This window comes from Euzebya sp. (genome assembly GCF_964222135.1).
GTDB lineage: Bacteria > Actinomycetota > Nitriliruptoria > Euzebyales > Euzebyaceae > Euzebya.
In genome coordinates, this window is sequence record NZ_CAXQBR010000001.1 from 38,025 (window position 1) to 62,927 (window position 24,903).

Sequence of the window (24,903 nt, forward strand, 5' to 3'; positions counted from 1 at the left end):
GGCGCGTCGTCCCCCCACCGCCTACCCTCAGATCCGCATGCCTCGTCTTCTCGCACTCCTCACCACCCTCGCCCTCCTCGCCAGCGGCTGCGCCCAGGCGATCGGCAACCCGCGCACCGCCGCCGAGGTCAACGGCGAGGCGATCGCGATCGCCGACATCGAGGACCTGGTCGCCGAGGCGGCCACCGGGGTGAACCCCCAGACCGGGCAGCCCCAACCCGAGGACGCGGCGGCCGTCACCGTCCTCAGCGACGTCGTCCTGCTGGAGCTGCTCAGCCAGGAGCTGGCCGAGCGCGGCGGCGACCGGGTCACCGCCGCCGACCTCGACGACGCGGTCGCTGACGCCGAGGAGGCTGCCGGGGGTGAGCAGGCGTTCGACGACCAGCTCGCGCAGCAGGGCTTCAGCCGCGAGCGCTTCCGCTTCGAGCAGCGCTTCCAGCTGACCGTGACGCGGCTGACCGACGTGTTGAGCGCCGACGTGGAGGTCACCGAGGAGGACGTGCAGGCCGCCTACGACGCCCAGTTCGGCCTTCCGACGGTCAGCCACATCCTGGTGGCGACCGAGGAGGAGGCCGAGGCGGTCATCGAGCGGATCGAGGGCGGTGAGGACTTCGCGGCCGTCGCGAGCGAGGTGTCGACCGACCAGGGCAGCGCCGCCCAGGGCGGGCAGCTGGGGCAGCTGCAGCCCGGCGCGTTCGTCCCCGAGTTCGAGGAGGCGGCCCTGGCGGTCGAGCCGGGCGAGCTGTCCGATCCGGTGGAGACCCAGTTCGGGTTCCACGTCATCCGGACCGAGGCGCCGCCGGAGCTGGGCGACGACCTCCGCGACCAGATCGAGACCCAGCTCGCCCAGCAGCAGGTCCAGCCGCTGCTCGGGGAGCTGCTGCAGGACGTGCTCGACGCCGGGCAGGTCGAGATCAACCCCCGCTTCGGCACCTGGGATCCCCAGTTCACCCCCGAGGGCGGCCTGACCCAGCTGCTCGCGGCCGGCGACCCGCTCGGTGACCTGCAGCCCGTCTCGGCGGGCGTCGGGGACGCCATCGGCGGCGACGCCGCGGTCCCCGGCGCGACGCCCGCGCCGACGCCGGCCCAGTAGTGGCGCGAGCGCGCGACACCGCCGCGCCGACGCCGCGGCTGCTGCTGGTCGACACCGTCGACCAGCTCCCCGGACTGCTGCCGTGGCACGCCTTCCAGGCGCTCCGGAGCTGCGACCTCGTCCTGCTCGGCCGCCCCGACCACCCGCTCGCGACCAGCCTCGACATGGCCGAGGAGCGCTACGAGGTCGTCCCGCCCGACGTGGGCGAGCAGGCCGTCGGCCGCGCCGAGCTGCTCGCCGGCCTGTCCCTGGCCGACCGCGCCCGCGCGAGCTGGGTCCTCGACCGCGTCGTGGAGGCCGGTTCCGTCGCCTACGTCTTCGGCCCGGCCGACACCGACGCGTTCACACGCACGCTCGGGATGGAGGCGGCGCGGGAGGGCGTCGAGGTCGAGATCGTCTACTTCGGCCTGGCACCGAAGGGCGTCAAGGTGCTCGACCTCGTGCGGATCCAGGAGCGCCTGCTGGCCCCCGGCGGGTGCCCGTGGGACGCCGAGCAGACCCATGCCTCCCTCGCCAAGTACGCCATCGAGGAGGCCCACGAGCTGGCCGAGGCCATCGCCGCGGACGACCCGACGGCCATCGCCGAGGAGCTCGGCGACGTGCTGATGCAGGTGACGTTCCACGCCGAGCTGGCCGACGACTTCGACATCGACGCGGTCGCCGAGGGGATCGCCGAGAAGCTGGTCCGCCGCCACCCGCACGTCTTCGCCGACGGCAGCGCGGACACCGCCGCCGACGTCGAGGCCAGCTGGGACGAGATCAAGGCGGGGGAGAAGCCCGACCGCGAGGGCCCCTTCGACGGGGTCCCCACCGGGCTGCCGGCGGTGGCCCTGGCCGCGAAGGTCCAGTCGCGGGCCGAGCGGCTGGGGTTCCGCTGGGCCGACGCCACCGACGCGGCGGAGAAGGTCGCCGAGGAGCTCGGGGAGGTGCTCGACGCCGCCACGCCCGAGGAGACGACCGCGGAGATCGGCGACCTCCTCTTCGCCGCGGTCAGCCTCGCGCGGGCCTCGGACGTCGACCCCGAGGACGCCCTGCGGCGGGCCGTCGCGCGCTTCAGGGCGCGCTTCGAGGACGTCGTGGCCACGGCCGGCGACACGGACCTGAGCGCGCTGACACCCGAGGGGTGGCAGGCCCGGTGGGACGCGACCTGAGGTTGCCGGCAGGGGGTCCCAGCCCGTACCGTACGCGCGGCAGCTGAAACCGCTTCCACCACGGAGCCATGACCGCGAGCATCTCGGACGTCGCCGCGCGGGCGGGGGTCTCGGTCGCCACGGTCAGCCGTGCGCTCCGGGGACTGCCCAACGTGGCCGAGCGCACCCGCGACCGGGTGCTGGCCGCCGCCGCCGAGCTCGACTACGTGGTGAACCCCAACGCCTCGCGGCTGGCGGCCGGGCACAACCTCACCGTCGGGGTCGTGCTGCCCCACACGACGGGCTGGTACTTCCAGCACGTCCTCAGCGGCGTGCAGGCCGTCCTCCACGCCCAGGGCTACGACATGCTCCTGTACACGCTGCCGGATCCCGAGGCGCGGGAGCGGTTCCTCGCCCTCCTGCCGTTCCGCAAGCGCGTCGACGGGCTGGTGCTGATCGACATCCCGCTCACCGACGTCGAGCAGCGTCTTCTGGCCGGGTTGGGCACCCCGCTCGTCGCCGTCGGCGAGGGCGGTCCGCACTTCCCCCACATCGAGGTGGACAACACCCACGGCGCGCAGCTGGCGACGGAGTTCCTGCTGGACCTCGGCCACCGGCGCGTCGGCCTGATCTCGGGTCCCCTCGACGACCCCATGCGGTTCCGCGTCGCCAACGACCGCTGGGCCGGGTGGGCCGCGGCGCTGGAGGCCCGGGGCATCGACCCCGATGGCGACTGGGTGGCGATCGGCGACTTCCGCATGGAGCACGGCCTGCGCGCGATGGCGCACCTGCTGGCCCGCGCGCCGGGGCTGACCGCGGTGCTGTGCATGTCCGACGAGATGGCGATCGGGGCGATGCGCCTGCTGTCCGAGCAGCGGATCGGCGTGCCGGAGGACATCTCCGTCGTCGGCTTCGACGGCCACGAGATCGGCGCCTACATCGGCTTGACGACCGTCGCCCAACCCATGGAGGTCCTCGGCGCCGGCGCCGCCGACGTCCTGCTGGCGGCCATCCGCGGGCAGCGCCCCACCGGCTTCCCCCGCGTCGTGCCGCTCGCCCTGGTGGTGCGCGAGACCACGGCGCCGCCTGTCCGGACGGGCCTGGCCGCACGGCGGATCGGGTAGACGGGGTGAAGTCCAACCTGTTGGCCGTGTGGTTCGTGTGGCCTACAGTTGTTCGTGATGCTCAGTGAGCATCGGATGAGGAGGAGCGACGTGGAAATCATCGATGTCCTGGGACGAGAGGTCCTCGACTCCCGCGGCAACCCCACCGTCGAGGTGGAGGTGCTGCTCGAAGACGGCAGCCTCGGGCGCGCGGCGGTGCCGAGCGGCGCCTCGACCGGTGCCTTCGAGGCCGTCGAGCTCCGCGACGGCGGCGATCGCTACGGGGGCAAGGGCGTCGCGGACGCGGTGGCGAACGTCAACACCCAGATCCGACCGGTGCTCGTGGGCTACGACGCCACAGACCAGCGGGACGTCGATGCCGCGCTCCTCGACCTCGACGGCACCCCCAACAAGGGCTCGATCGGCGCCAACGCGATCCTCGGCGCCAGCCTCGCGGTGGCCAAGGCCGCGGCGGCGTCGCGGGGGCTGCCGCTGTACGCGTACCTCGGCGGCCCGAACGCCCACGTCCTGCCGGTGCCGATGATGAACATCATCAACGGCGGCGCGCACGCGGACTCCTCCGTCGACTTCCAGGAGTTCATGATCGCGCCCATCGGTGCGCCCACCTTCGCCGAGGCGCTCCGCACCGGCGCGGAGATCTACCACGCCCTCAAGAAGGTGCTCAGCGGTCGCGGGCTGAACACCGCACTGGGTGACGAGGGCGGGTTCGCGCCCGACCTCGAGTCCAACGCCGCCGCCCTCGACCTGATCGTCGAGGCGATCGAGGCTGCCGGCTACACCCCCGGCGACGACGTCGCCCTCGCGATGGACGTCGCCTCGACGGAGTTCTTCTCCGACGGCACCTACGACCTGGCGGGTGAGGGGCGGACGCTGTCCTCCGAGGAGCTGGCCGGCGAGCTGGCCGGGCTGGTCGACCGGTTCCCGATCGTCTCGATCGAGGACGGCATGGCCGAGGAGGACTGGGACGGCTGGGTCGCCCTGATGGACGCCATCGGCGACCGCTGCCAGCTCGTGGGCGACGACCTGTTCGTCACCAACGTCGAGCGGATCCGCCGCGGGATCGACCTCGGGGCCGCGAACAGCGTCCTGGTCAAGGTCAACCAGATCGGCTCGCTGACCGAGACGCTGGAGGCGATCGAGATGGCCCACCGCCAGGGGTGGACCTGCATGATCAGCCACCGGTCCGGTGAGACCGAGGACGTCACGATCGCCGACCTGGCGGTGGCCACCAACGCCGGGCAGATCAAGACCGGCGCGCCCGCCCGCAGCGACCGGGTCGCCAAGTACAACCAGCTGCTCCGCATCGAGGACGAGCTCGGCGACGCCGCCCGCTACGCGGGCCGGGGCGCCTTCGCCCGGACCAGCCGCTAGCCCACCGTGCCCCGCCGTCCGCGCGCCGCAGAGCCCACCCGCCCCGCGCGGCGGGCCGGTTCGGCTGCGCGCGGGTCGGCGCGCACCGCGCCCCGATCCCGTCGGCGGGGACGCCCGCGCCGGGGGCGTGCGCGTGGTCGTCACCGCGACCGGATGTACCTCGCGGGCATCGCCGTGCTGGTCCTGCTCGTCGCGTTCATGGCGATCGGCCCGTACGCCGACTACACCGCGGCCCAGGACCGCCTCGCGACCCTCGTCGCCGAGCAGCGCTCCCTGGACGAGGCGGTCGACGGACTCGAGGCCGAGGCCGAGCGCCTGCAGGACCCCGCCGCCCTGGAGGAGCAGGCGCGTGAGGACCTCGGCATGGCCCGTCCCGGCGAGGTGCCCTACATCGTCGTCAACCCGCCGACCGAGGCGCCGGCCCCGGTGAACGCGAACCCCGCGACCGACGAGGAGCCGTCCCCCTCGCCGGTCGAGCGGGTCGTCGACTGGGTGCTCGCCTGGGCGCGGTGACCTGGGCGCGGTGACCTGGGCCGCCTGTCAGACTGGTGCGGATGCAGCCGCCGGACGCGCCCGACCCGACCGCCGACGCCCTCACCGCGGCCGCCGACGCGGGGTACGAGGCGCAGGCGACGCGTCCGGAGATGGATGCCGACGACCGCGCCCTCGCCGCGCAGATGATCGGCCGACCGCTGCGCGGGCGGTCTGCGGCTGCGGTGCGCTGCGGCTGGGGGCTCCCCGCCGTGCTGCGGGTCGACCCGGCGCTGCCTGACGGCACGCCGTTCCCGACCGCCTTCTGGTTGGCCTGCCCCCTCGCGAGCTCACACGTCGGCACGCTCGAGGCCTCCGGCGTCATGCAGGACCTCAGCCGGCGCGTGCAGGACCCCGACGACCTCGCGCCGGCGCACCGCGCCGCCGGCCAGCGCTACGTCGCGTTCCGCAACGCGCTCGGGCCGCGGGTGCCGCGCGACCCGGCGGCCGGCGGCATGCCGGACCGGGTGAAGTGCCTCCACAGCCTGTACGCCCACCACCTCGCGACCCGGGACTCCGCCGTCGGGGCGTGGGTCGCCGAGCGCCTCGAGCCGATGCCCTGCCCGGCCCCGTGCGCGACGCTGCCGGAGGGACGTGCGGGTGGGGACGGGCACGGATGACCCGCGTCGCGGCCGTCGACATCGGCACGAACTCCGCGCGCCTGCTGATCGCCGACGTGGACCCGGCTGCCGGCCTCAGGCCGATCGACCGGCGCCTCGAGATCGTCCGCCTGGGCCAGGGCGTGGACGCCACCGGCCGGCTCGCCGACGAGGCGATCGCGCGGACCGCCGACGCCGTGCGCGCCTACGCCGCGGCGTGGCGGGCCGCTGATGTCGAGCGGGTGCGCATCACGGGCACGAGCGCCGCGCGGGACGCCGCGAACGCCGCCGAGTTCGCCGACGCCGTGGCGGCGGCCGCGGGTCTGCGGCCCGAGGTGCTGTCCGGCGAGGAGGAGGCCCGGCTGGCCTTCCTCGGCGCCACCGCCACCCTGTCGGGGCACCCCGGCCCGTACGCGGTGCTCGACATCGGTGGGGGCTCCACGGAGGTGGTGGTCGGGGACCACGACGTCGAGGCGTCGACGTCCCGGCGGATGGGCTGCGTCCGCCTGACCGAGCGGGTCCTGACCGCTGACCCGCCGACGATGGACCAGGTCGACACCGCCCGGGCGCTGGTGCACGCCGAGCTCGACGAGGTCGACGCCGCCGTCGCGCCCGGCCGGGCCGCGACGCTGATCGGCGTGGCGGGCACCGTGACGACGCTCGCGGCGCTGCACGCGGAGCTGGACGGCTACGTCGAGGGCGCGGTCCACGGGACGTCCCTGGCCGCGGCCGCGGTCAGCGAGCTCGCCGAGCGCCTGCTCTCGACCTCCGCCGCTGCGATCGGGCGGCTCGGACCGGTCCAGCCCGGGAGGGAGGACGTCCTCGCGGCCGGCGCGCTCATCCTCGACGAGTTCGTCGGGCGGTTCGGCTTCGCCGACGTCGTCGTGAGCGAGGCCGACGTGCTCGACGGCCTCGCCATGACGCTGGCCTCGCCATGACGCTGGCCTCCCGATGACGCTGGCCTCCCGATGACACTCGAGGTGGGCGGTGGCTGACGCGGGCACCGAGCCCGTCGAGCTGGTCGACGCCGATGGGCAGGTGCTCGAGGTCGTCACGCGCGCGGAGCTCAGACGGCGCGGACGCGCAGCACGGCACCGCTGCACCTACGTGGTCGTGCTGCGCCCCTCCGGCGACGTGGTGGTCCACCGGCGAGCGGACTGGAAGGACGTCTACCCCGGCGCGTGGGACCTCGCGTTCGGCGGGATCTGCGACGTGGGGGAGGGGTGGCGCGAGTCCGCGCGCCGCGAGCTCGCCGAGGAGGCCGGTGTCACGGGCGTCGACCTCGAGGACCTGGGCCAGGTCACGTGGCAGGCTCCGGGCGCCGCCCTGCTCGGCAGGGTCTTCGTGGCGCCGTACGACGGGCCCGTGGCGCCGGCGGATGGCGAGGTGGCGGAGGTGGACGAGGTGCCCGCCGCCGATCTCCGCTCCTGGATCACCGGACGGGACGTGGTCAGCGACTCCCCGGACGTCGTCCTGCCCCTCCTCGAGGCCCACCTGGGCCTTCCTCGGGGGTGACGGCAGGTGCGTCACAGGTTTGTCGTCCAAGGGTCAACGATGTAGTATTTCTACTACCTGAAAGAACGATGTACGACAGGAGTGATCCCGATGGTGCTCGAGCGGATGTTCACGCGGCGACGACCGGAGCAAGAGCGATCAACGCCGCCCCTCGTGCTCAGGCGCCTCGCCGCGGTCGGTGCGGTGGGCCTGTACCCGCTGTCGCTGCTGGTGCTCGACGACGGGCTCAGGCTGCGACCGCCCTTCGACAGCGTGCCCGTCGCGGTGCTCGTCGTCCTCGCGGTCGCGCTGTGGATCGCCACCTTCGTCTTCGTCAACGAGTTCCGGCGGCGGCTCGCGCAGGCACCCGACGACCAGCTCGACGAGCGTGAGCGCGCCGTCCGCGACGAGGCGCACCTGATCAGCTACCGGATCCTCGGCGGCGCGCTCGTCCTGCTGGCGCTGTGGACGCTCGTGGGCGCCCCGCTCGTCGCCGGGAGCCGCGAGATCAGCCTGGACGTGGTGCTGGACGCCGCCTTCGCGCTGGTGATCGCGGTGTTCACCCTGCCCAGCGCGGTGGTGGCCTGGCGCGACACCGGTGACGACCTCGACGAGGACGACGAGGTGGAGGGCGTGGCGCCGCCGGTGGACGGCGACCGCGTCCGCGGGAGCGCGTGATGGCGCGCGGACCGAGCGACGCCGACCAGCTGTTCAACCGGATCGCCGTGCTCCGCACCGAGCGGGGTCTGTCCCGCCGGGAGCTCTCGGAGGCCGTCGACGTGCACTACCGCACCATCGGCTACCTCGAGCGCGGCGAGTACAGCCCCTCCCTCGCCCTCGCGTTCCGGATCGCCCGCTTCTTCGACCTGCCCCTCGAGGCGGTGTTCAGCGACCGCCCCTTCACCCCGTTGAGCGAGCAGGTCTACCGCCGCGACGCGCCGGCCTGAGCCGAGCCGGTCGGACGAGGTCGAGGACCGTCGCCCAGCCGCCGTCCTGCGGCGCGGCGATCACGTGGTCGGCACCGGCGGCCTCCGCCGACCCGCCGGTGACGGCGACGGACGTCCCCGCCCACGCGAGCATCTCGAGGTCGTTGTCCCCGTCGCCGACGGCCAGGACCTCGCAGGGGTGGACGCCCAGCTCGGCACACCACCCCTCGATGCCGCTGATCTTCGAGACCCCGTGGGGGCCGACCATGATCGTCCACCCGCCCATGACGTGGTCCGGGCCGGTGTAGGCCTGGGCGAACGGCGCGACCGCACGGGCGACCGCGAGGCCGGCTGCCACGTCCTCAGGTCCCAGGCCGCAGACACCGAACCCGACCACCCGCCCTGCGGCGACGGCGGGGCGGGGGTCGCCGGGCAGGGGGTGGCCGAGGGCCCGCAGGTGGGAGGGGTGGGTGCGGCACCCCGGTGGCACGACCGCGTCGACGTCGTGGTCGCTGACGTGGACGACCGGGGGGAGGCCGTGGACCTCGAACGCCGCCAGCACCGCCGCGCCGGCCTCGGCGTCGAACGCCGTGCGGTGCCACTCCCTCCCGTCGAGCAGGTCCGCGCCGATCGCCCCGGACAGCAGCACGGCGGGACCGGCCAGGCCGAGGGGGTGCAACCCGGCGTGGGCGGACGCGTACCGCCGGCCGGTCGCGAACAGCACCGGGATGCCCCGCTGCCGCAGGGTCTGCACGGACGGGAGGGTCGAGTCGTGCACCTGCGCCGGTCCCCACCAGAACGTGCCGTCGAGGTCGGTGACGACGGCCTTCACCCGTCTGCGCATGCCGGCAGGCTAGGCGGTCAGCTGCACGTCGTCCGGTGCCGTGGGCCGGGAACTGCCCGCCGTCGGGTGGTGCGGCCCAACCATCTGCACGTCGTCTGGCACCCTCCGGGTCAGCGTGCAGTCGACGGCTTTGGGGCACCGGTCAGCGTGCAGTCGACGGCCGTGAGGCACCGGTCAGTGTGCAGTCGGCGGCCGTGGGGCACCGGTCAGTGGGCAGCCGATGGGCTCACAGCCCGTGGGGACGGGTCAGGCGCACTCGCCCTGGCCGAGTTGGACCGCGAAGCGGTCGGAGTGGCCCCAGTCGACGTAGAAGTCGGGGTCCTCGGCCAGCGCGGGCATGGTGTCGAGCGCCTTCAGGTCCGTCTTGATCGCTTTCGGGTCGACCCGTGCGACCCAGTCGGCGAACTGCTCGCCGAGCTCGCGCTCGGTTGCGTACCGCTCGACCAAGGCGACGGCCACGTCCGGGGCCTTCTTGGCGGGCACCTTCGCGACGTAGTGGCCGAACTTCGCGCCGCCGTCGCCGACCCGCGCACCGACGTACACCCGGTAGCCGGGCGCCTCGTTGCCGTCGGGGTCGCGGCGGGCCATGCCGCTGAACCCCAGGTCAGCGGTGGTGTGCTGGCCGCAGGAGTTCGGGCACCCCGAGATGTTGATCCGCAGGTCCTCGATCTCGTGCAGCCCGTTGGACTGCAGCGCGGCCGTGACCGCCTCGGCGAGCCCGCGCGAGGCGGTGATGGCCAGGTTGCAGGTCTCCGCGCCGGGGCAGCTGACGACGTCGCCGGACTTCTCCGCGCGGGCGAGCGCCATCCCCTCTGCGTGCAGGGTGGTGAACAGGGCGGGGACCTGCTCGGCGGTCAACCCGACGAACAGCAGGTTCTGGCGGATCGTCGTGCGGAGCTGCACCGCGTCACCGAACTCCCGCCACACCTTCGCGAGCGCCCGCAGCTGGGTCGACGTGACGTCGCCGAGGTGGAACGTCGCGTAGGCGCCGTAGGCGGTCGAGCCGTCCTCGGTGCGGTGGGCGAACACGTTCGCGTCGCGCCAGCGCTCGTACTCCACCAGCGCGCCGGGCGCGACCACGTCACCGGCGGGGGGCGGGGGGGCGTCCACCGCGTGGGACCCGCCCCGCGGGCGCACCGGGACGTCGAGGGAGGGGTAGGTCCGCTCCCGCTCGAGCCGCAGGCGGCGGGTCTCCACCTCCGCCCGGAAGCGTTCGATGCCCCACTTCTTCAACAGGAACTTCATGCGGGCGCGGACGCGGTTCTTCCGCTCGCCGTGCTCGTCGAAGATCTCGAGGATCGCCTCGACGGTGGGCAGCACGCGGTCAGCGGGGGTGAACGGCTCGAGGAGGTCGGCCTCGCGCGGGGCGGACCCGAGCCCACCGCCCACGTACAGGGCGAACCCCGGGTTGCCGTCGCCGTCGAGCCGCCCGAGGAAGCCGATGTCGTGGATGCCGAGCTGCGCGTGGTCCTTCGCCGACCCGTCGAAGGCCATCTTGAACTTGCGGGGCAGGTTCTGGGTGAGGGGGTGGCGCAGGAAGTACCGGGTGATCGCCTCCGCCGCCGGCCGGGTGTCCACCACCTCGTCGGGGTCGATCCCGGCCAGGTGGGACTGGGTGATGGTCCGCACGCTGTTCCCGCACGCCTCGCGCGTGGTCAGACCGGCGTCCGCGAAGCGCCGCAGCAGCGCCGGCAGCTCGTCGGTCGGGACGAAGTGCAGCTGGAAGTTCTGGCGGGTGGTGATGTGTGCGAAGCCGCGGGAGTGGGTGTCGGCGACGTCCGCGATCGCCTCCAGGTGGTCCGGCTCGAGCAGCCCGCCCGGGACCTTCGCCCGCACCATGTGGGTGTCGGAGTTCCTGATGCCGTAGCACCCCATGTGCAGCCGCTTGCCCCGGAACGCGTCGTCGTCGATCTCGCCGGCCCTCCAGGCGGCGATGACCCCTTCGAACTGATCGATCTCGGCGTAGTCGGCGTACGAGGCGGTAACCATCTGGGCTCCTGATCTGGGCGTTGCCCTGCGGACGCGGTCTGACGAAGGCTAGGAGGCCCGCCTCCCGCCACCCAGCCGTCGCGCAGTGGTTACAGTGGCAACCGGGCGATGGAACAGTGCAAACCGATGGTCCGCGAACGGGCCGGAGAGGATCGACCATGCTCGTGTGGTTCTCGGTGACCCCGATCGGGACCGGCTCGCCCAGCGTCTCGGCCGAGGTGGCACGTGCCCTCGACGCGGTCGAGGCGACCGGCATCAGCCATCGCACCGACCCGTCCGGCACGCTGCTCGAGGGCACCTGGGAGGAGTGCATGACCGCTCTGCGGGCCGCGGGCGACGCCGTCCTCGAGGTGTCGCCCCGGGTGTCCTTCACCTGCAAGTTCGACGTCCGGACCGACAAGCCGGACCAGCGGGGGGAGGACAAGCTCGCGAGCCTGTCTGGGAAGCGGCGCCGCGGCGGCGGGGCGCCGTCCGCCGCATGACCCTCGCCGCGCTCCGCGCGGGGCTCGACGGTGTCCCCGAGGACGCCCTCGACCCGCCGGGCACCGCCCGGGTCGGCGCCACGCTGGTCCTGCTCGCCGAGCAGCCCGACGGTGCCCTGCAGCTGACCTACACCCGGCGCCAGCCCACCCTGTCGAGCCACCCGGGCCAGATCAGCTTCCCGGGCGGGCGCGTCGATCCCGGTGAGACGATCGAGGAGGCGGCGGTCCGCGAGGCGGTCGAGGAGATCGGGCTCGACCCCGCCAGCGTCCGCCTGCTGGGACGCCTGCCCGCCTTCTACATCCCGCCGTCCAGGTTCTGGATGTCCGCGGTGGTGGCGGTCTGGGAGCGGCCGCACCGGTTGTCGCCGAACGACGCCGAGGTCGCCGAGGTGCTGACGGTGTCCACCACGACGCTGCGGGAGCCCGCGCGGTGGCGAGCGGTCCCCCTCAGCGCATCCGGGGCCACGTGGGCCTGGGAGCTCGCACCCCGCCGGCTCCTGTGGGGTGCCACCGCCGTGGTGACCGGCGTCCTGCTCCAGGTCATGGACCCGACCTGGAGCGGCGGGACCCGCCCCGAGGACCTCCCGGCAGAGGCGCAGGTGCGACCATGGGACGACCCGGAGGCCTTCGGGCTGGTCCCCGCCCCCACCCGGCGCGTCGCCCGGCTGCGAGACCTCGAGTCGATCGCGGTGGCCCCCGACGGCGGCGGCCCCCCACCCTCGGGGGACAAGGCCGTCAGCGACGTGGTCGGCGCGGTCCACCGACTCGTCCGCCGTCCGCCCGGCCCGGTGGTGGTGCTCGCGGGACGCGGCCGGACCGGCAGGCTCGGTCGCGGCGTCGCCGAGCGCCTGGCGGCCGATGGCGGGGACGTGTCGCTGATCGACGTGACCGCGCCCGTCGCCCACGCCGACGTGGTGGCCGCGGTCGCCGAGGCCGGCGTCGTGGTCGACGCGCTGGTCGGACGGTCCCTGGACGGACCGCTCCGCGAACCGGTCCGGTCGGTGGCGGCGGCGCTGACCCACACCGCTGCTCCGCTGGTCGCGGTCGACCTGCCGTCGGGCATCCACCCCGTCGAGGGCGTCATCGGCGAGACGGTGTCCGCCGACGTGACCGTCGCGCTCGCCCCGCTGGTGCCCGGGCACACCGCGCCGGGTGCGCTCCCGTTCGTCGGTGACCTGCACCTCAGCCGGGCCGCCGGTCCCCTGGTCCGCGCTGAGGTCGTCGATCGACCCGCCGCCTGGGCGGAGTGACGGGCGGGCCGCGTCAGTCGACGAGGAGCGGCTGGTGGGCCACGCGCACCGCGACGCCGTGCGCCGCCTCCACCGCGGCCACGGCGTCGGTCAGCGCCGCCTCCGCGGGCACCTCGGCCGTGCGGATCGTGACCGTGACCGCCTCGCTGCGCCGGGAGCCCTCGACGGCGACCACCTCGACCCCGCCGAGGGCCTCGGACACGTCCCGGCCGATCCCGGTGAGGTCCGGTCCGCGGCTGGCGAGGCCGAAGGTCGCGAGCGCCAGCATCACGATCCCCATCACGGGCGCGGTCAACCTGACGTAGCGGGTCCGCCGGCGCCCCGTCGGCTCGAGCCGGACGCCGAGCCACAGCAGGACGCCCGCCGCCGCGACCGCGATGAACGTGATGTTGGTGACGAACAGCAGACCGGAGCCGATCGCCAGCTGCACGTCGAGGGTCAGCGCCAGGCCGAACACGCAGATCGGGGGCACGAGGGCCGCGGCGATGGCGACGCCGGCCAGCGCGGCGGGGATGCCCCGTCGTGCGCTCGCGTACCCCCCGATGACCCCCGACGCCGCGGCGACCCCCGCGTCGAGGATCGACGGCGACCCCCGGCTGAGCATCTCCTGGGTCGCCGCGTCCGGCCCGGCGAGCACGCCGATGACCGCGGCGGTCAACGCCACCAGCACCGACCCGAGCGCGCTCGTCGCCGCCGCCCGCCTGAGGGTCCGGACGTCGCCGTCGACCATCGCGGTGCCGAACGCCACGAGCGGGCTGATGAGCGGCGCCACGAGCATCGCGCCGATGATCACCGCCGCGGAGTCGAGCAGCAGGCCGAGGGTGGCCAGCATCGCCGAGACGACCGACAGCACCACGAAGTCGGTGCTCGCGATCGCGTCCAGCCGGGCGTGCCAGACGAGCGACTGCTCCTCCGCCTCGGTCAGCCGTGGGCGCAGGTGCCGCACGACCCGCCGGACCGCCTCCTCGGGACCGGACAGCCGCTGCGGGCGGGAGATCGCCAGCACCGGCCCGCGCAGCGCGTCGAGCGTCCGCCTGGTCGTGCGCCCGAGCCGGCTCCCGGTCAGGTCCGACGTCGTGTGGAACCCGACCACCGCCAGGTGGCTCGGCGGCACGGCCTCGCACAACCCCTCGGCCGCGGTGGTGGCCTGCACCACGCGGCGACGGCACCGCTCCTCGCCGTCGAGGCCGCGCAGCGCGGAGTCGAGGGTGCGCGCCGCGGTGTCGTCGTCCTCACCGCGCGGCTGGACGTGGATTGCCGCGGCCGGCAGGGTCAGGCCCTCGGCGAGGATCATGCCCGTCCGCGCCGCGACCCGCGCGTCGGCGGAGCCGTCCACGCCGATGGTGATGCCCTCGATGGACTCGAGCCCCCGGCCGTGCAGGCCCCGGCGGTACACCAGCACGTCGCCGGCGGCGGCGGCGATCCCCGGCTCGGTGATCCCGCCGATCGCCACCCCGCCCGGCGTCGGCGCCTGGACGCCCAGCACGACGAGGTCGGCGCGCTCCTCCCGAGCGGTGTCGAGGATCCCGCGGGCGATGCTCGACGCCGGACGGGTCACCACCTCGAGCGCGGTCCGGCCGTCGCGTGCACGGGCCGTGTCGACGATGGCCTCGACCGCCTCGGTCCGGTCGAGGTTCGCCTCGGCGTCCGCGTCGCCGAGGACCACGACCAGGGCGATGACCCGTCCCCCGTCGCGGCGGACGAGGGCGCGGGCGAGCGCCAGCAGCTCCACGGCCGTGTCGGGGTTGGCGATCGGGACGACCACGGTGTGGGCGTGGTCGGGGACAGGCTGCAGCGCCTGGTCGGGCTCCTCGGGCAGGGGCCGGTCCGGCGCGGGCAGGTCGGGCGAGGCGCTCACCCGGCGACTATGGCCGCTCCGCGCACCCGACGCCACACCACGTCGCGGGGCGCGTCGACGGCGGGATGCGACCCTCCACGGTCTGACCGCTCAGACCGGACGCCGAGCCGCCGATCGAACCCGGTGAGGACGCAGTCGATGACGAGGACGTGGAGGGGTTGACACACCGATGACCGGAGTTCGGCAGGGGCCGGGGGCCTCGGCCGTCGGCGCGGACATCCGCGTCGGCCGCCAGCCGATCCTCGACCGCTGCGGACGGGTCGTGGGCTACGAGCTGCTCTACCGGCCCGCCGAGGCCGACCTCACCTGGGACGGCGACCGCGCGTCCTCGGTGACCATGCTCAACACCTTCTTCGACCTCGGGCTCGAGCGCCTGGTCGGCAAGCGGCTCGCGTTCGTCAACCTCACGCGCCGGTTCCTGGTGGAGCCGTTGATCCCGTTCGACCGCGACCAGGTCGTGCTCGAGGTGCTCGAGGACGTCGAGGTCGACGACGAGCTCATCGCAGCCGTCCGCCGACTGGCCCGGGACGGCTACACCCTCGCCCTCGACGACTACACCTTCGACCCCCGCTGGGATCCGCTGCTGGGGTACGTCAAGATCCTGAAGGTCGACCTCCAGGCGGTGGACCTCGACACCATCGCGCGCGAGCTGCCCCGCCACCGGCGGCCGGGTGTCACGCTCGTGGCTGAGAAGGTCGAGACCCCCGAGCAGCACCTGCGTGCCCGTGCTCTCGGCTTCCACCTCTTCCAGGGCTACCACTACGCCCGCCCCCACGTCGTCGAGGGCCGTCGGGTGCCGGGCGACCGGATGCGCACCCTCCGGTTGATCAGCCGCCTCAACGACCCCGCCGTGGACCTCGAGGACATGATCGACGTCATCGCCGGCGACCCCGGGCTGTCCACCAGCGTCCTCCGGTTCGTCAACTCCGCCGCCGTCGGCCTGCGCAACCGGGTCGACTCGATCCGCGCCGCGGTGATCTACGTCGGGCTGGACCGCATCCGGTCCTGGGCCAGCCTGCTCGCCATGTCCGGCGTGGCGGGCAAGTCCCTCGAGCTGGTCAACACCGCGCTGGTGCGTGCCCACATGTGCGAGCTCCTGGCCGAGGACCACCCCGGGGCCTCCCCCCACGCCGCCTACACCGTCGGGCTCCTCAGCATCCTCGACGCGCTCGTCGACCTACCGATGCCGGCGGTGCTGGCCCAGCTGCCGCTGCCCGAGGACCTGTCCCGCGCGATCGGCCGCCGCGAGGGGGTCCTCGGCGACCTGCTCGCCTGCGCGATCGCCGTCGAGGAGGACCGCTGGGCGGAGTGCGAGGCCCGCGGGCTCGAGCCCGACGACGTGCTCCGCGCCTTCCTGTCCTCGACCGAGCGCGCCTTCGAGGGCCTCGCCCGCGTCGCCTGATCGCGCGCGGGAGCGCCGCGGTGAGGGCGGTGGGGTTCGAACCCACACTGAACCGATTTTAAGTCGGATGCCTCTGCCAGTTGGGCCACGCCCCCTCGACACCTGCAGTGTCGCACGGCCCGGACCGGCGGTGGCTCAGACGTCGGAGAGCACCGAGGCGAGGATCGTGTCAGCCGCCGCCCGGCGCTGCGGGGTCGGGATCGGCGAGCGCCGGTCGCCGAGGTGGCGTGCGACGTAGCGATCGACCACGGCCACGCCGGTCCCGTCGTCGTCGGCGTCCAGGCGGTGGGCGGCGTGGACCACCAGGGCGACGGCGGCGCAGACGTGGCCGAGGTGCAGCGCGTAGGTCCGCATGCCGGTCTCCACATCGGCGACGTCGACCTCCGCGAAGGCCTCCGCGGCGTCGATCAGGACGCGGATCTGGTCGGTCAGCAGGTGGACGGTGTCCGCCAGCGCCGGTCGGTCGATCCCGGCCATCTGCTCTGCCGCGTCAGCCAGGACGGCGGACAGCGCGCCCTCGTCCACCGCGGCGCGCAGCAGCTCGAGCGCGAGGTCGTCGGGACCGCCCCCGTCGACCGCCCCGCCGACGGCAAGAGCGACCGCGTCGGCCACGAGCCCGGATCCGCTGGGATCACCGGCGAGGGACGTGACCGCCTCCACCGCCGCGGCGACCGCCGCGGTCGTCGCGGTGAGCGTCACGACCGGGACCAGGCCGCGGAGCGCCAGCGACCCCTCCACCCCGGCCGCGCCGCGGGCCACCTCGTCGGCGAGGGCGGCGGCGCGGGCGGTGCCGGCTGCGCTGGCCTCGAGCTCGACGCACAGGTCAGCAAGGGCGTCACGGCGGAGCGGCCGGTCGAGGGGGCGGGCGCCGACCACCCCCCGTCGTGCGGCCGCCAGCGCGAGGGTCAGGCCGTGCGCCTGTGCCCGGCAGGCCGCGACCGCGCGGCCCAACCCGCTTCCCCGCGCATCCCCGGTGGGCGTCCCCGGTTCGGCCAGCCCGATCTGCTCCAGGTGGCGGCGCAGGATCAGGTCGGCGGTGACCGGGGTGGGATCCACCCGATCGAGGGTACGCGTATGGTTGCCGCCGACCGCAACGTCCGACTGCCCCAGAGGAGCATCGACCGACCATGACGACCGACGAGGAGCGCATCGCGCTATTCCTCGACTACGAGAACCTGGCCATCGGCGCGCGCGAGGACCTGCGCGGGATGCAGTTCGCACTCCGCCCCCTCGCCGACGCGCTGGCCGAGCGGGGGCGGGTGGTGGTCCGCCGCGCCTACGCCGACTGGTCGTACTTCGACGACGACCGGCGCATGTTGACCAAGGAGAACGTGGAGCTCATCGAGATCCCCCAGCGGATGGGTGCGGTCCGCAAGAACGCCGCGGACATCAAGATGGCCGTGGACGCGGTCGAGCTCGTCTTCGAGCGCGACTACATCACCACCTTCGTGATCTGCACCGGCGACAGCGACTTCACACCCCTGGTCAACAAGCTGCGGGAGCTGAACAAGCGGGTGATCGGCGTCGGCCTCGAGGCCTCGACGTCCAACCTGCTGCCACCGGCGTGCGACGAGTTCCTCTTCTACGAGCGGATCGAGGGCGTCGACCTGCCGCGCAAGAAGAAGAAGGGCGGCGGCGGCCGCGGCCGCGGCGGGGGCGGTGGTCGGCCCAGCGGCGGCGACAGCCGTCGGGAACCGGCGAAGGACGCGACCCCTCCACCCCCTCCGCCGCCGGAGGAGGACGACGAGCCGACCGAGGACGTCGACCGCGACACCGACATCGGCAAGCTCGTCACCCAGACCCTGTCGGGTCTGCAGCGCAGCGCCGACGGGGTCGTGCTCGCGTCCGGGTTGAAGCGGGCGATGATCCGGAAGGACCCCACGTTCAACGAGGCCGACTTCGGCTTCCGCGGGTTCGGTGAGATGCTCCGCGACCTCGAGTCGAAGGGCGTCGTCGAGCTGAGCGTCGGGCCGGCCAAGGGCGACCCCGAGGTCAGCTTCCCCGAGGCGTCGAAGAACGAGGAGGACGCGTTCGCGCTGCTGCGGCGCACCGTCGAGGCGCACGCGCCCACGCCGCTGTCGGGGCTGAAGGACAAGCTCCGCGCCGTCCAGCCCGACTTCAGCGAGAAGCGGTTCGGCTTCGGCGGCTTCCTGCAGTTCTGCAAGGCCGCGCGGACGCGGGACATCATCTCGATGGAGTGGGACGACGAGGTCGACGACTACGTCCTAGCCATCCCGTCGGCCTAGTCGTACCCTCCACCAGCCCACGACGGACAGGGAGTCGAGCCGAGGTGACCGAGACGATCCGTGTGGTGATCGTCGATGACCACTCGCTGGTGCGGGAGGGGCTCCAGAGCCTCCTCGGCCAGTACGAGGACATCGACGTGGTCGGGGAGGCCAGCACCGTGGAGGAGGCCGTCGCCGTGGTCGGCGAGTCCGAGCCGGACCTGGTCCTGCTCGACCTGCGGCTCGGGGACGAGGAGGGGGTGGAGGTCGCTCGGCGCCTCCGCGCCTCCGGATCCACCGTGACCATCATGATGCTCAGCGTCCACGACACCTCCCGCAACCTGCGCGAGGCGCTGGCGGCCGGCGCCGACGGCTACCTGCTGAAGAGCGTGGCCGGGGCCGACCTGGCCGCCGGCATCCGGTCCGCCGTCGCCGGTGAGACCGTCATCGGCCAGGAGTTCGTCCCCAAGCTGCTGGAGGACGCCCAGCGCGGCGTCCCCATGGGCCGACCGGACGTGACCACCCGCGAGCAGGAGGTCCTCGAGCTGGTCGCGGAGGGCATGGGCAACCGCCAGATCGCCGAGCAGCTCGGCATCAGCGCGCGGACCGCGCAGAAGCACCTCGAGAACCTGTTCAAGAAGTTCGAGGTGCACGACCGCACCGAGCTCGTGGCCCACGCGTTCCGGCGCGGTCTCCTCGGCTGAGGCTGTAACCAGTCGGAAACGGCGTGCGCATTGGGCAGTAACGGTCCCCTGACTAGGCTCAGACCCCGCTGTGCTCCGTCCCGTTCGGGGCAGCTCACGAAGGAGATGAGATGAAGCTCGTCATGGCGATCGTCAAGCCGTTCAAGGTGGAGGACGTCAAGGAGGCCCTCCGCGAGGTCGGTGTCGCCGGGCTGACGGTGTCGGAGGCGCGCGGCTTCGGCCGTCAGCGCGGGCACACCGAGGTCTACCGGGGCGCCGAGTACCAGGTCGACTTCGTGCCGAAGAGCAAGATCGAGGTCATGGTCGACGACGACCAGGTCGACGGGGTCATCGACGCCATCGTCAAGTCGGCCCGCACCGGCAAGATCGGCGACGGCAAGGTGGCGGTCATGCCCCTCGACGACGTCATCCGCATCCGGACCGGTGAGCAGGGGCCGGACGCCCTCTGAGCGGGGTGCTCCCCGACCTCGACGTCGACGCGGTCGACGCGCGGCCGGGACGGCCGTGGGCGCTCGAGTGGACCGCGCGGGTCGACCGGTCCCTCCAGCAGCACCTGGCGCGGTTCCAGGCGTCGTCGCGGCGGGTGTCCGGCGGCGTGGCGGTCGTCGCCCTCGGGTCCTACGCCCGGCGGTCGCTGTGCCCGCGGTCCGACATCGACCTCCTCCTGCTGCACGACGGCTGGGCGAGCCTGGACCTCGAGGCCCTGGTCCAGGCCCTCTGCTACCCGTTGTGGGACGCGGGACTGTCCGTCGGGCACGCGGTGCGGACGACCAAGGAGGCGATCCGCTCCACCGGTGACCGGATCGACACCGCCACCGCGCTGACCGACCGCCGCCTCGTCGCCGGGTCCGTCGGGATGGCCGACGACCTGTCCGCCCGGGTGACGCGGTGGCTGCGCCGCAGCGGGGGCGCGTTCGCCGAGGAGATCGTCGCCGCCGACGCCGAGCGGCACCGCCGCCACGGCGGATCACCCGGCGCGCTCGAGCCGGACCTGAAGGACGGCACCGGTGGGCTGCGCGACCTCCACTCGCTGCGCTGGGCCGGGGCGATCCTGCTCGGGGAGGCCGGACTCGACCCGCTGGTCGGCGCCCGCTACCTGGGGGCGGAGGACCGGGCCCTGCTCGCCGACGCGGGGGAGCGGCTGCTCGCGGCGCGCTGCGCCCTGCACCTCGTCGGCGGACGCGGCGTGCGGAACACGCTGCGCCTGGACCTCCAGGACGAGGCCGCGACGGCCCTCGGGATGGCCGACGGCGACGAGCTGCTCCGCGACGTCGGCCTGGCCACCCGCACGATCGCCCACCTCCACGCCCGGACCTGGCCGGTCATGCTGGCGGACGCGACGCGGGGCCGGCGCCGACGGCGGCCCCTGCCCGAACCCGTCGGCCACGGGCTGGTGCTGGTCGACGGCCTCGTCGAGGTCGCCGCCGACGCCCACCTGGCGGGCGACCCCTCCCTCGGCATGCGGGCGGGGGCCGCCGCCGCGGCCAACGGGACGGTCCTCGGCCGCCGCAGCGCCATGCGGCTGCGCCGCGAGGTCGAGGGGGTCGGGTCGCTGCCGTGGGACGACGCGACCCGCGACGCGTTCGTGTCGGTGCTGCGGGCCGGCCGGGGTGGGATGGCCGCGATGGGCGACGCCGACTACCTCGGGCTGTGGGACGCCTACCTGCCCGAGTGGCAGCGCGTCCGCGGCCGCCCCCAGCGCAACCCGCTGCACACCTACGACCTCGACACCCACGCGATGCACGCCGCCGCCTGGCTCGCCGACGTGGCCGACGGCCGCATCGACGCCGCCCACGCCGACATCTACGCCGCCATGGAGGACCCCGACGGCCTGGTCCTCGGCACCTGGCTCCACGACGTGGGCAAGGCCTGGCCCGGCGACCACTCGGTGGCGGGGGAGACCGTCGGCCGCGAGTGGGCCCTCCACATGGGGTGCAGCACCGAGCGCGCCGACCGGATCGCGCGGCTGATCCGCCACCACCTGGTCCTCCCCGACGTGGCGACCCAACGCGACATCGAGGACCCCGCCGAGGTCGAGCGGGTCGCGATCCGGATCGGCGACGTGGAGACCCTCGACGGGCTCTACCTGCTCAGCTTCGCCGACAGCCGGGCGACAGGTCCCCCGGCCTGGTCGGAGTGGAAGGACCTGCTGATCCGGCGGCTCTACGAGCGCGCTCGGGCCCTCCTGCAGGGTGACGTCGGCATCCTCGACCGCCCCACCGCGCCGGATGTCATCATCCGTGCCGCCGTGGCCGCGGGCGGGGACGAGGGGCGGTTGCGGTCCGTCGCCGAGGGGCTGCCGTCGCGGTACGTCCGCGACGCGAGCCCCGAGCAGCTCGCCGTCCACACGCGGCTGATGGCGACCTGCGGCGACGGTCTGGCCGCCGACGTGCGCCCCGGTCCGGTCCCGTCGACCGAGCTGGTGTCCATCGCCGCGCCGGACCGCCACGCGCTCTTCGCCGACCTGGTCGGCGTGCTCGCCGCCTACCGGATCGAGGTGCTGAAGGCCCGGGTGTTCACCCACACCGGCGGGGCGGCGCTCGACTGGTTCGTCGTGACCGCGCCCGACCAGGTCGACTGGGCGGCGGTGACGGCGGACCTCGACGCCGCGGCCCGAGGTCGCCTCGACGTCGCGCAGGCGGTCGAACGGCGCGAGCGGGCCCGCGACGCCCGGCCGCCGGCGCTGGCCGAGCCCGTCGCCGTCCGGGTGCGGATCTCGGTCGAGGGGGCGACCACGCGCGTCGACGTCCACGGGCCCGCCAGCCCCGGGGCGCTGTTCCGGGTCTCCCGGGTGCTGAGCGACCTCGGGACCGAGCTGCTCGGCGCGCTCGTCGCCACGCTCGGCCCCGAGGTGCGGGACACCTTCTTCGTCGCCGGCGAGGTCCCCTCCCTCCCCGAGCTGCAGGCCGCCCTCGAGCCCGCGCTGCTCGACAGCCCCGCCGTCGCGTCGCCGTAGGCCCGCGTCGGCACGCCGGCACGCCGGGGGTGCACGCCGGCACGCCGGGGGTGCACGATCGGGGCCTACTTCGCCATGAGGCGAAGTAGGCCCCGATGGCGCCCAAGGTCGTGGCGCTCTGCAGCTCAGGATCGCGCCGAACCTCGCCGTCAGGCGAGGGAGGCCCCGATCGCGCTCGAACTCGTCGCGCGCACGCGCACCCGAGCGATCCCTAGCCCCTCTAGAGGACCCCGCCCTCCGTCATGCGCTTCATGTCGAGGATCCGGTCGACCTCGTCCTCGGACAGGCCTGACTCGGCCTTCACGACCTCGCGGAGCGGCCGGTCCTCCTCGAGCGCCTGCTTGGCGAGCTTCGCGGACTTGTCGTAGCCGATCGCCGGGACCAGCGCGGTCACCGTCGACAGGTTCTTCTCGACCAGCTCGGTGGCGCGGCCCTCGTTCGCCTCGATCCCGTCGATGCACTTGTCGACGAAGTTCCGGCAGGTGTTCGCGAGCAGCGAGATCGACTCGAGCACGTTGCGGGCCATCATCGGGATGTAGACGTTCAGCTCGAAGTTGCCGCTGAGGCCGCCGACGGTCACCGCCGCGTCGTTGCCGATCACCTGGGCGGCGACCTGGGTCACCGACTCGGGGATCACCGGGTTGACCTTCGCCGGCATGATCGAGCTGCCCGGCTGGATCTCGGGCAGGCGGATCTCCATCAGCCCGGTCCGCGGGCCGGAGCCCATCCAGCGCAGGTCGTTGGCGATCTTGGTCCGGCTGACGGCGCTGACCTTCAACGCGCCGGACAGCTCGACCAGCGCGTCGCGGGCGCCCTGGGCCTCGAAGTGGTTGTCGGCTTCGCGCAGGGCGTCGAGCCCGGTGAGGGACCGCAGCTCGGTGATCACACCCTCGGTCATGCCTTCCGGCGCGTTCAGCCCGGTGCCGACCGCGGTGCCGCCCAGGGGCAGCTCGGCGACGCGCTCGAGCGCCGCCTCGACGCGGGCGCGGCCGAGGGCGATCTGGCGGGCGTAGCCGCTGAACTCCTGGCCCAGCGTGACCGGGACGGCGTCCATCAGGTGGGTGCGGCCGGACTTCACGATGTCGGCGAAGGCGGTGGCCTTCTCCTCGAGCGCCGACTGCAGGTGGTCGAGGCCCGGGAGCAGGTCGTCCGCGCACGCCTGGTAGGCGGCGACGTGGACGGCGGTCGGGAACACGTCGTTGGATGACTGGCCGGCGTTCACGTGGTCGTTGGGGTGGACCAGCTTGGAGCCGAGGTCGCCGCCGAGGACCTCCGTCGCCCGGTTGGCGATGACCTCGTTGGTGTTCATGTTCGACGAGGTGCCCGACCCGGTCTGGTACACGTCGACGACGAAGTGCTCGTCGAGGTCGCCGTCGATGACCTCCTGCGCCGCTCGGCCGATCGCGTCGGCCTGCTCGGCCGTGATGACCTCCTTGGCCTCGTTCACCACAGCTGCGGCGGCCTTGATCTGGCCGAGCGCCTTGATCAGCGCGCGGGGGATCCGGATCCCCGAGATCGGGAAGTTCTCGGCCGCCCGCTGCGTCTGGGCGCCGTAGTAGGCGGAGGCAGGCACCTGCATCTCGCCCATCGAGTCACGTTCGGTCCTGAAGTCGTCGCTCATGGGCTCACGATAGTCCCCGGCCGGGGCGGCGACCCAGGCCGGACGGCCCGCGACTGGCGGCTCCGTGGCCGCTGCGGCCACGGGTAGGCTCGCCGGTCGATGGCCGCCACGATCTACCTCCTGCGACACGCCGTCACCGCCGCCACCGGCTCCCGACTGGGCGGGCGGACCGACGCGTCGCTGTCCGAGACGGGTCGTGCGCAGGCCGAGGCGGCCAGCCAGCACCTGCGCGACGTCGACCTGAAGGCCGTCTACGCCTCGCCGCTGCCGCGTACGACCGAGACCGCCGAGATCGTCGCCCGGCCGCACCGGCTGACGGTCAGGCCGGCCGAGGGGCTCATCGAGGTCGACTACGGCCGCTGGACGGACCGACCGCTGAAGCCCCTCACGCGGACCAAGATGTGGCCGGTCATCCAGCAGACCCCGTCCCTCGTCACGTTCCCCGACGGCGAGTCGATCCGCGCCGCCCAGGAGCGCGCGGCCACGGCGATCGAGGAGATCGCCGCCCGCCACGACAAGAAGCTGGTGGCGGTCGTCAGCCACGCCGACATCATCAAGGCCGTGGTCGCCTTCTACGTCGGGATGCCCCTCGACACCTTCCAGAGGCTCGAGGTCCACCCCGCCTCGATCACCGTCCTCCGCACCGGCAAGGGCCAACGCCCCTCGCTGGTGTCGTTCAACCACGTCCCCCGCCCCTCCCCCTCACCCTCCACATGAGCGACGACGTCTCCTTCGAGCCCGTCGACTGGATCACCGCCTCCTCGATCGGCCCGCCCGGCGACCGCACCTTCTACGTGCAGGCCCGCAAGGACGGGCGGTACGTCGCCCTGGTGGTCGAGAAGGGCCAGGTCCGGTCGCTGGCCGAGCTGGCCCAGGAGCTGCTCGAACGCGTCGGCATCACCGTCACCCCGGACGACGTCGACTCCGACCTCGAGCTGCACGGGCCGGTCCAGCCGATCTGGCGTGCCGGGCAGATGAGCCTCGGCAGCGACGAGGAGGGCGAGCTGTTCGTCCTGCAGGCCACCGAGCTGATCACCGATCCGGAGCTGCTCGACGACGACGCCGATCCCGAGCCCGCCACCGCCCGCTTCGTCATGGATCGCGACCAGCTCGTCGGGCTCGCCGCCTTCGCGGCCTTCGCCGTGGAGCACGGCGGACGGGAGCGCTGCAACGTGTGCGAGGGCCTCCGCGACCCCCTCGCCGGCTGCATGGGCTGCCCGCTGACCAACGGCTCGGGCCCGAAGCGGATCTGACCGCAGCCGCGCCGTGACCGCCGCCCCGTGACCTCCGCCGCCTTCGACGCT

24 protein-coding genes and 1 tRNA gene are annotated in these 24,903 nt (G+C 73.8%); 19 read left to right on the top strand and 6 right to left on the bottom strand.

Features of this window, described 5'->3' with window-relative positions:
• Positions 1 to 37 precede the first annotated feature (37 nt).
• The 10 genes from ACEQ2X_RS00200 to ACEQ2X_RS00245 all read left to right on the top strand — a co-directional run bounded on the left by ACEQ2X_RS00200 (position 38) and on the right by ACEQ2X_RS00245 (position 8,289).
• Positions 38 to 1,093, top strand: a complete 1,056-nt coding sequence (locus ACEQ2X_RS00200) for a peptidylprolyl isomerase (protein ID WP_370323717.1) — start codon at positions 38 to 40, stop codon at positions 1,091 to 1,093.
• On the top strand, positions 1,093 to 2,244 hold the full coding sequence (mazG, locus tag ACEQ2X_RS00205) for a nucleoside triphosphate pyrophosphohydrolase (protein WP_370323718.1): 1,152 nt from the start codon (positions 1,093 to 1,095) through the stop codon (positions 2,242 to 2,244). Before ACEQ2X_RS00200 ends, mazG begins: the two co-directional genes overlap by 1 nt.
• 68 nt (positions 2,245 to 2,312) lie before the next feature.
• Complete coding sequence (locus ACEQ2X_RS00210; RefSeq protein WP_370323719.1) at positions 2,313 to 3,347, top strand: LacI family DNA-binding transcriptional regulator; 1,035 nt, start codon at positions 2,313 to 2,315, stop codon at positions 3,345 to 3,347.
• 75 nt (positions 3,348 to 3,422) lie between these two features.
• Complete coding sequence (eno, locus tag ACEQ2X_RS00215; protein WP_370323720.1) at positions 3,423 to 4,718, top strand: phosphopyruvate hydratase; 1,296 nt, start codon at positions 3,423 to 3,425, stop codon at positions 4,716 to 4,718.
• A gap of 153 nt (positions 4,719 to 4,871) precedes the next feature.
• Positions 4,872 to 5,231 (top strand): septum formation initiator family protein, encoded by a 360-nt coding sequence (locus ACEQ2X_RS00220; protein WP_370323721.1) that lies wholly within the window; start codon positions 4,872 to 4,874, stop codon positions 5,229 to 5,231.
• A gap of 41 nt (positions 5,232 to 5,272) precedes the next feature.
• A complete protein-coding gene (locus tag ACEQ2X_RS00225; protein WP_370323722.1) occupies positions 5,273 to 5,869 on the top strand; it encodes a DUF501 domain-containing protein in 597 nt (198 codons plus the stop codon).
• Complete coding sequence (locus ACEQ2X_RS00230) at positions 5,866 to 6,786, top strand: exopolyphosphatase (RefSeq protein WP_370323723.1); 921 nt, start codon at positions 5,866 to 5,868, stop codon at positions 6,784 to 6,786. The genes ACEQ2X_RS00225 and ACEQ2X_RS00230 overlap by 4 nt, the downstream gene beginning before the upstream one ends.
• 49 nt (positions 6,787 to 6,835) lie before the next feature.
• Complete coding sequence (locus tag ACEQ2X_RS00235; RefSeq protein WP_370323724.1) at positions 6,836 to 7,363, top strand: NUDIX domain-containing protein; 528 nt, start codon at positions 6,836 to 6,838, stop codon at positions 7,361 to 7,363.
• A 153-nt stretch (positions 7,364 to 7,516) separates the two neighbouring features.
• Entirely contained in the window at positions 7,517 to 8,020 is a 504-nt protein-coding gene (locus ACEQ2X_RS00240; protein WP_370323725.1) for a hypothetical protein, read from the top strand.
• Positions 8,020 to 8,289, top strand: coding sequence for a helix-turn-helix transcriptional regulator (locus ACEQ2X_RS00245; protein WP_370323726.1), 270 nt, complete (start codon positions 8,020 to 8,022; stop codon positions 8,287 to 8,289). Before ACEQ2X_RS00240 ends, ACEQ2X_RS00245 begins: the two co-directional genes overlap by 1 nt.
• Here the strand turns inward: ACEQ2X_RS00245 and ACEQ2X_RS00250 are convergent.
• Both ACEQ2X_RS00250 and ACEQ2X_RS00255 read right to left on the bottom strand, forming a co-directional pair.
• The gene (locus ACEQ2X_RS00250) at positions 8,243 to 9,112 is read right to left on the bottom strand and encodes an HAD family hydrolase (protein ID WP_370323727.1); all 870 of its coding nucleotides are present in this window, start codon (positions 9,110 to 9,112) and stop codon (positions 8,243 to 8,245) included. The genes ACEQ2X_RS00245 and ACEQ2X_RS00250 overlap by 47 nt on opposite strands.
• Before the next feature lie 246 nt (positions 9,113 to 9,358).
• Entirely contained in the window at positions 9,359 to 11,101 is a 1,743-nt protein-coding gene (locus ACEQ2X_RS00255; protein WP_370323728.1) for a nitrite/sulfite reductase, read from the bottom strand.
• A 158-nt stretch (positions 11,102 to 11,259) separates the two neighbouring features.
• On the opposite strand from ACEQ2X_RS00255, the gene ACEQ2X_RS00260 reads away from it, so the two are divergent.
• Both ACEQ2X_RS00260 and ACEQ2X_RS00265 read left to right on the top strand, forming a co-directional pair.
• The gene (locus ACEQ2X_RS00260; RefSeq protein WP_370323729.1) at positions 11,260 to 11,583 is read left to right on the top strand and encodes an MTH1187 family thiamine-binding protein; all 324 of its coding nucleotides are present in this window, start codon (positions 11,260 to 11,262) and stop codon (positions 11,581 to 11,583) included.
• Positions 11,580 to 12,833 (top strand): NUDIX domain-containing protein, encoded by a 1,254-nt coding sequence (locus tag ACEQ2X_RS00265; protein WP_370323730.1) that lies wholly within the window; start codon positions 11,580 to 11,582, stop codon positions 12,831 to 12,833. The genes ACEQ2X_RS00260 and ACEQ2X_RS00265 overlap by 4 nt, the downstream gene beginning before the upstream one ends.
• A gap of 13 nt (positions 12,834 to 12,846) precedes the next feature.
• Here ACEQ2X_RS00265 and ACEQ2X_RS00270 read toward each other — a convergent pair whose 3' ends face one another.
• On the bottom strand, positions 12,847 to 14,691 hold the full coding sequence (locus ACEQ2X_RS00270) for a DUF389 domain-containing protein (RefSeq protein WP_370323731.1): 1,845 nt from the start codon (positions 14,689 to 14,691) through the stop codon (positions 12,847 to 12,849).
• A 169-nt stretch (positions 14,692 to 14,860) separates the two neighbouring features.
• Here ACEQ2X_RS00270 and ACEQ2X_RS00275 point away from each other — a divergent pair, with 169 nt between their 5' ends.
• On the top strand, positions 14,861 to 16,093 hold the full coding sequence (locus ACEQ2X_RS00275; RefSeq protein WP_370323732.1) for an EAL and HDOD domain-containing protein: 1,233 nt from the start codon (positions 14,861 to 14,863) through the stop codon (positions 16,091 to 16,093).
• A 21-nt stretch (positions 16,094 to 16,114) separates the two neighbouring features.
• Here the strand turns inward: ACEQ2X_RS00275 and ACEQ2X_RS00280 are convergent.
• Both ACEQ2X_RS00280 and ACEQ2X_RS00285 read right to left on the bottom strand, forming a co-directional pair.
• Positions 16,115 to 16,188 (bottom strand) — tRNA-Leu (locus ACEQ2X_RS00280).
• A gap of 40 nt (positions 16,189 to 16,228) precedes the next feature.
• Positions 16,229 to 17,149, bottom strand: coding sequence for a hypothetical protein (locus ACEQ2X_RS00285; RefSeq protein WP_370323733.1), 921 nt, complete (start codon positions 17,147 to 17,149; stop codon positions 16,229 to 16,231).
• 71 nt (positions 17,150 to 17,220) lie between these two features.
• Here ACEQ2X_RS00285 and ACEQ2X_RS00290 point away from each other — a divergent pair, with 71 nt between their 5' ends.
• From ACEQ2X_RS00290 to glnD, 4 genes are all read left to right on the top strand, one after another.
• Positions 17,221 to 18,339 carry an NYN domain-containing protein gene (locus ACEQ2X_RS00290; RefSeq protein ID WP_370323734.1) on the top strand — a complete coding sequence of 373 codons (1,119 nt, stop codon included), beginning with the start codon at positions 17,221 to 17,223 and terminating at the stop codon, positions 18,337 to 18,339.
• A 65-nt stretch (positions 18,340 to 18,404) separates the two neighbouring features.
• The gene (locus ACEQ2X_RS00295; protein ID WP_370323735.1) at positions 18,405 to 19,022 is read left to right on the top strand and encodes a response regulator; all 618 of its coding nucleotides are present in this window, start codon (positions 18,405 to 18,407) and stop codon (positions 19,020 to 19,022) included.
• A 110-nt stretch (positions 19,023 to 19,132) separates the two neighbouring features.
• A complete protein-coding gene (locus tag ACEQ2X_RS00300) occupies positions 19,133 to 19,471 on the top strand; it encodes a P-II family nitrogen regulator (RefSeq protein ID WP_370323736.1) in 339 nt (112 codons plus the stop codon).
• A 5-nt stretch (positions 19,472 to 19,476) separates the two neighbouring features.
• Complete coding sequence (gene glnD, locus ACEQ2X_RS00305; protein WP_370323737.1) at positions 19,477 to 21,978, top strand: [protein-PII] uridylyltransferase; 2,502 nt, start codon at positions 19,477 to 19,479, stop codon at positions 21,976 to 21,978.
• Between the two features lie 220 nt (positions 21,979 to 22,198).
• Here glnD and ACEQ2X_RS00310 read toward each other — a convergent pair whose 3' ends face one another.
• Positions 22,199 to 23,599 (bottom strand): class II fumarate hydratase, encoded by a 1,401-nt coding sequence (locus ACEQ2X_RS00310; RefSeq protein ID WP_370323738.1) that lies wholly within the window; start codon positions 23,597 to 23,599, stop codon positions 22,199 to 22,201.
• Positions 23,600 to 23,698: 99 nt separating this feature from the next.
• Between ACEQ2X_RS00310 and ACEQ2X_RS00315 the strand changes: the two genes are divergently transcribed.
• A complete protein-coding gene (locus tag ACEQ2X_RS00315; protein ID WP_370323739.1) occupies positions 23,699 to 24,316 on the top strand; it encodes a histidine phosphatase family protein in 618 nt (205 codons plus the stop codon).
• Positions 24,313 to 24,852 carry a DUF3090 family protein gene (locus ACEQ2X_RS00320; RefSeq protein WP_370323740.1) on the top strand — a complete coding sequence of 180 codons (540 nt, stop codon included), beginning with the start codon at positions 24,313 to 24,315 and terminating at the stop codon, positions 24,850 to 24,852. Before ACEQ2X_RS00315 ends, ACEQ2X_RS00320 begins: the two co-directional genes overlap by 4 nt.
• Positions 24,853 to 24,903: the final 51 nt, after the last annotated feature.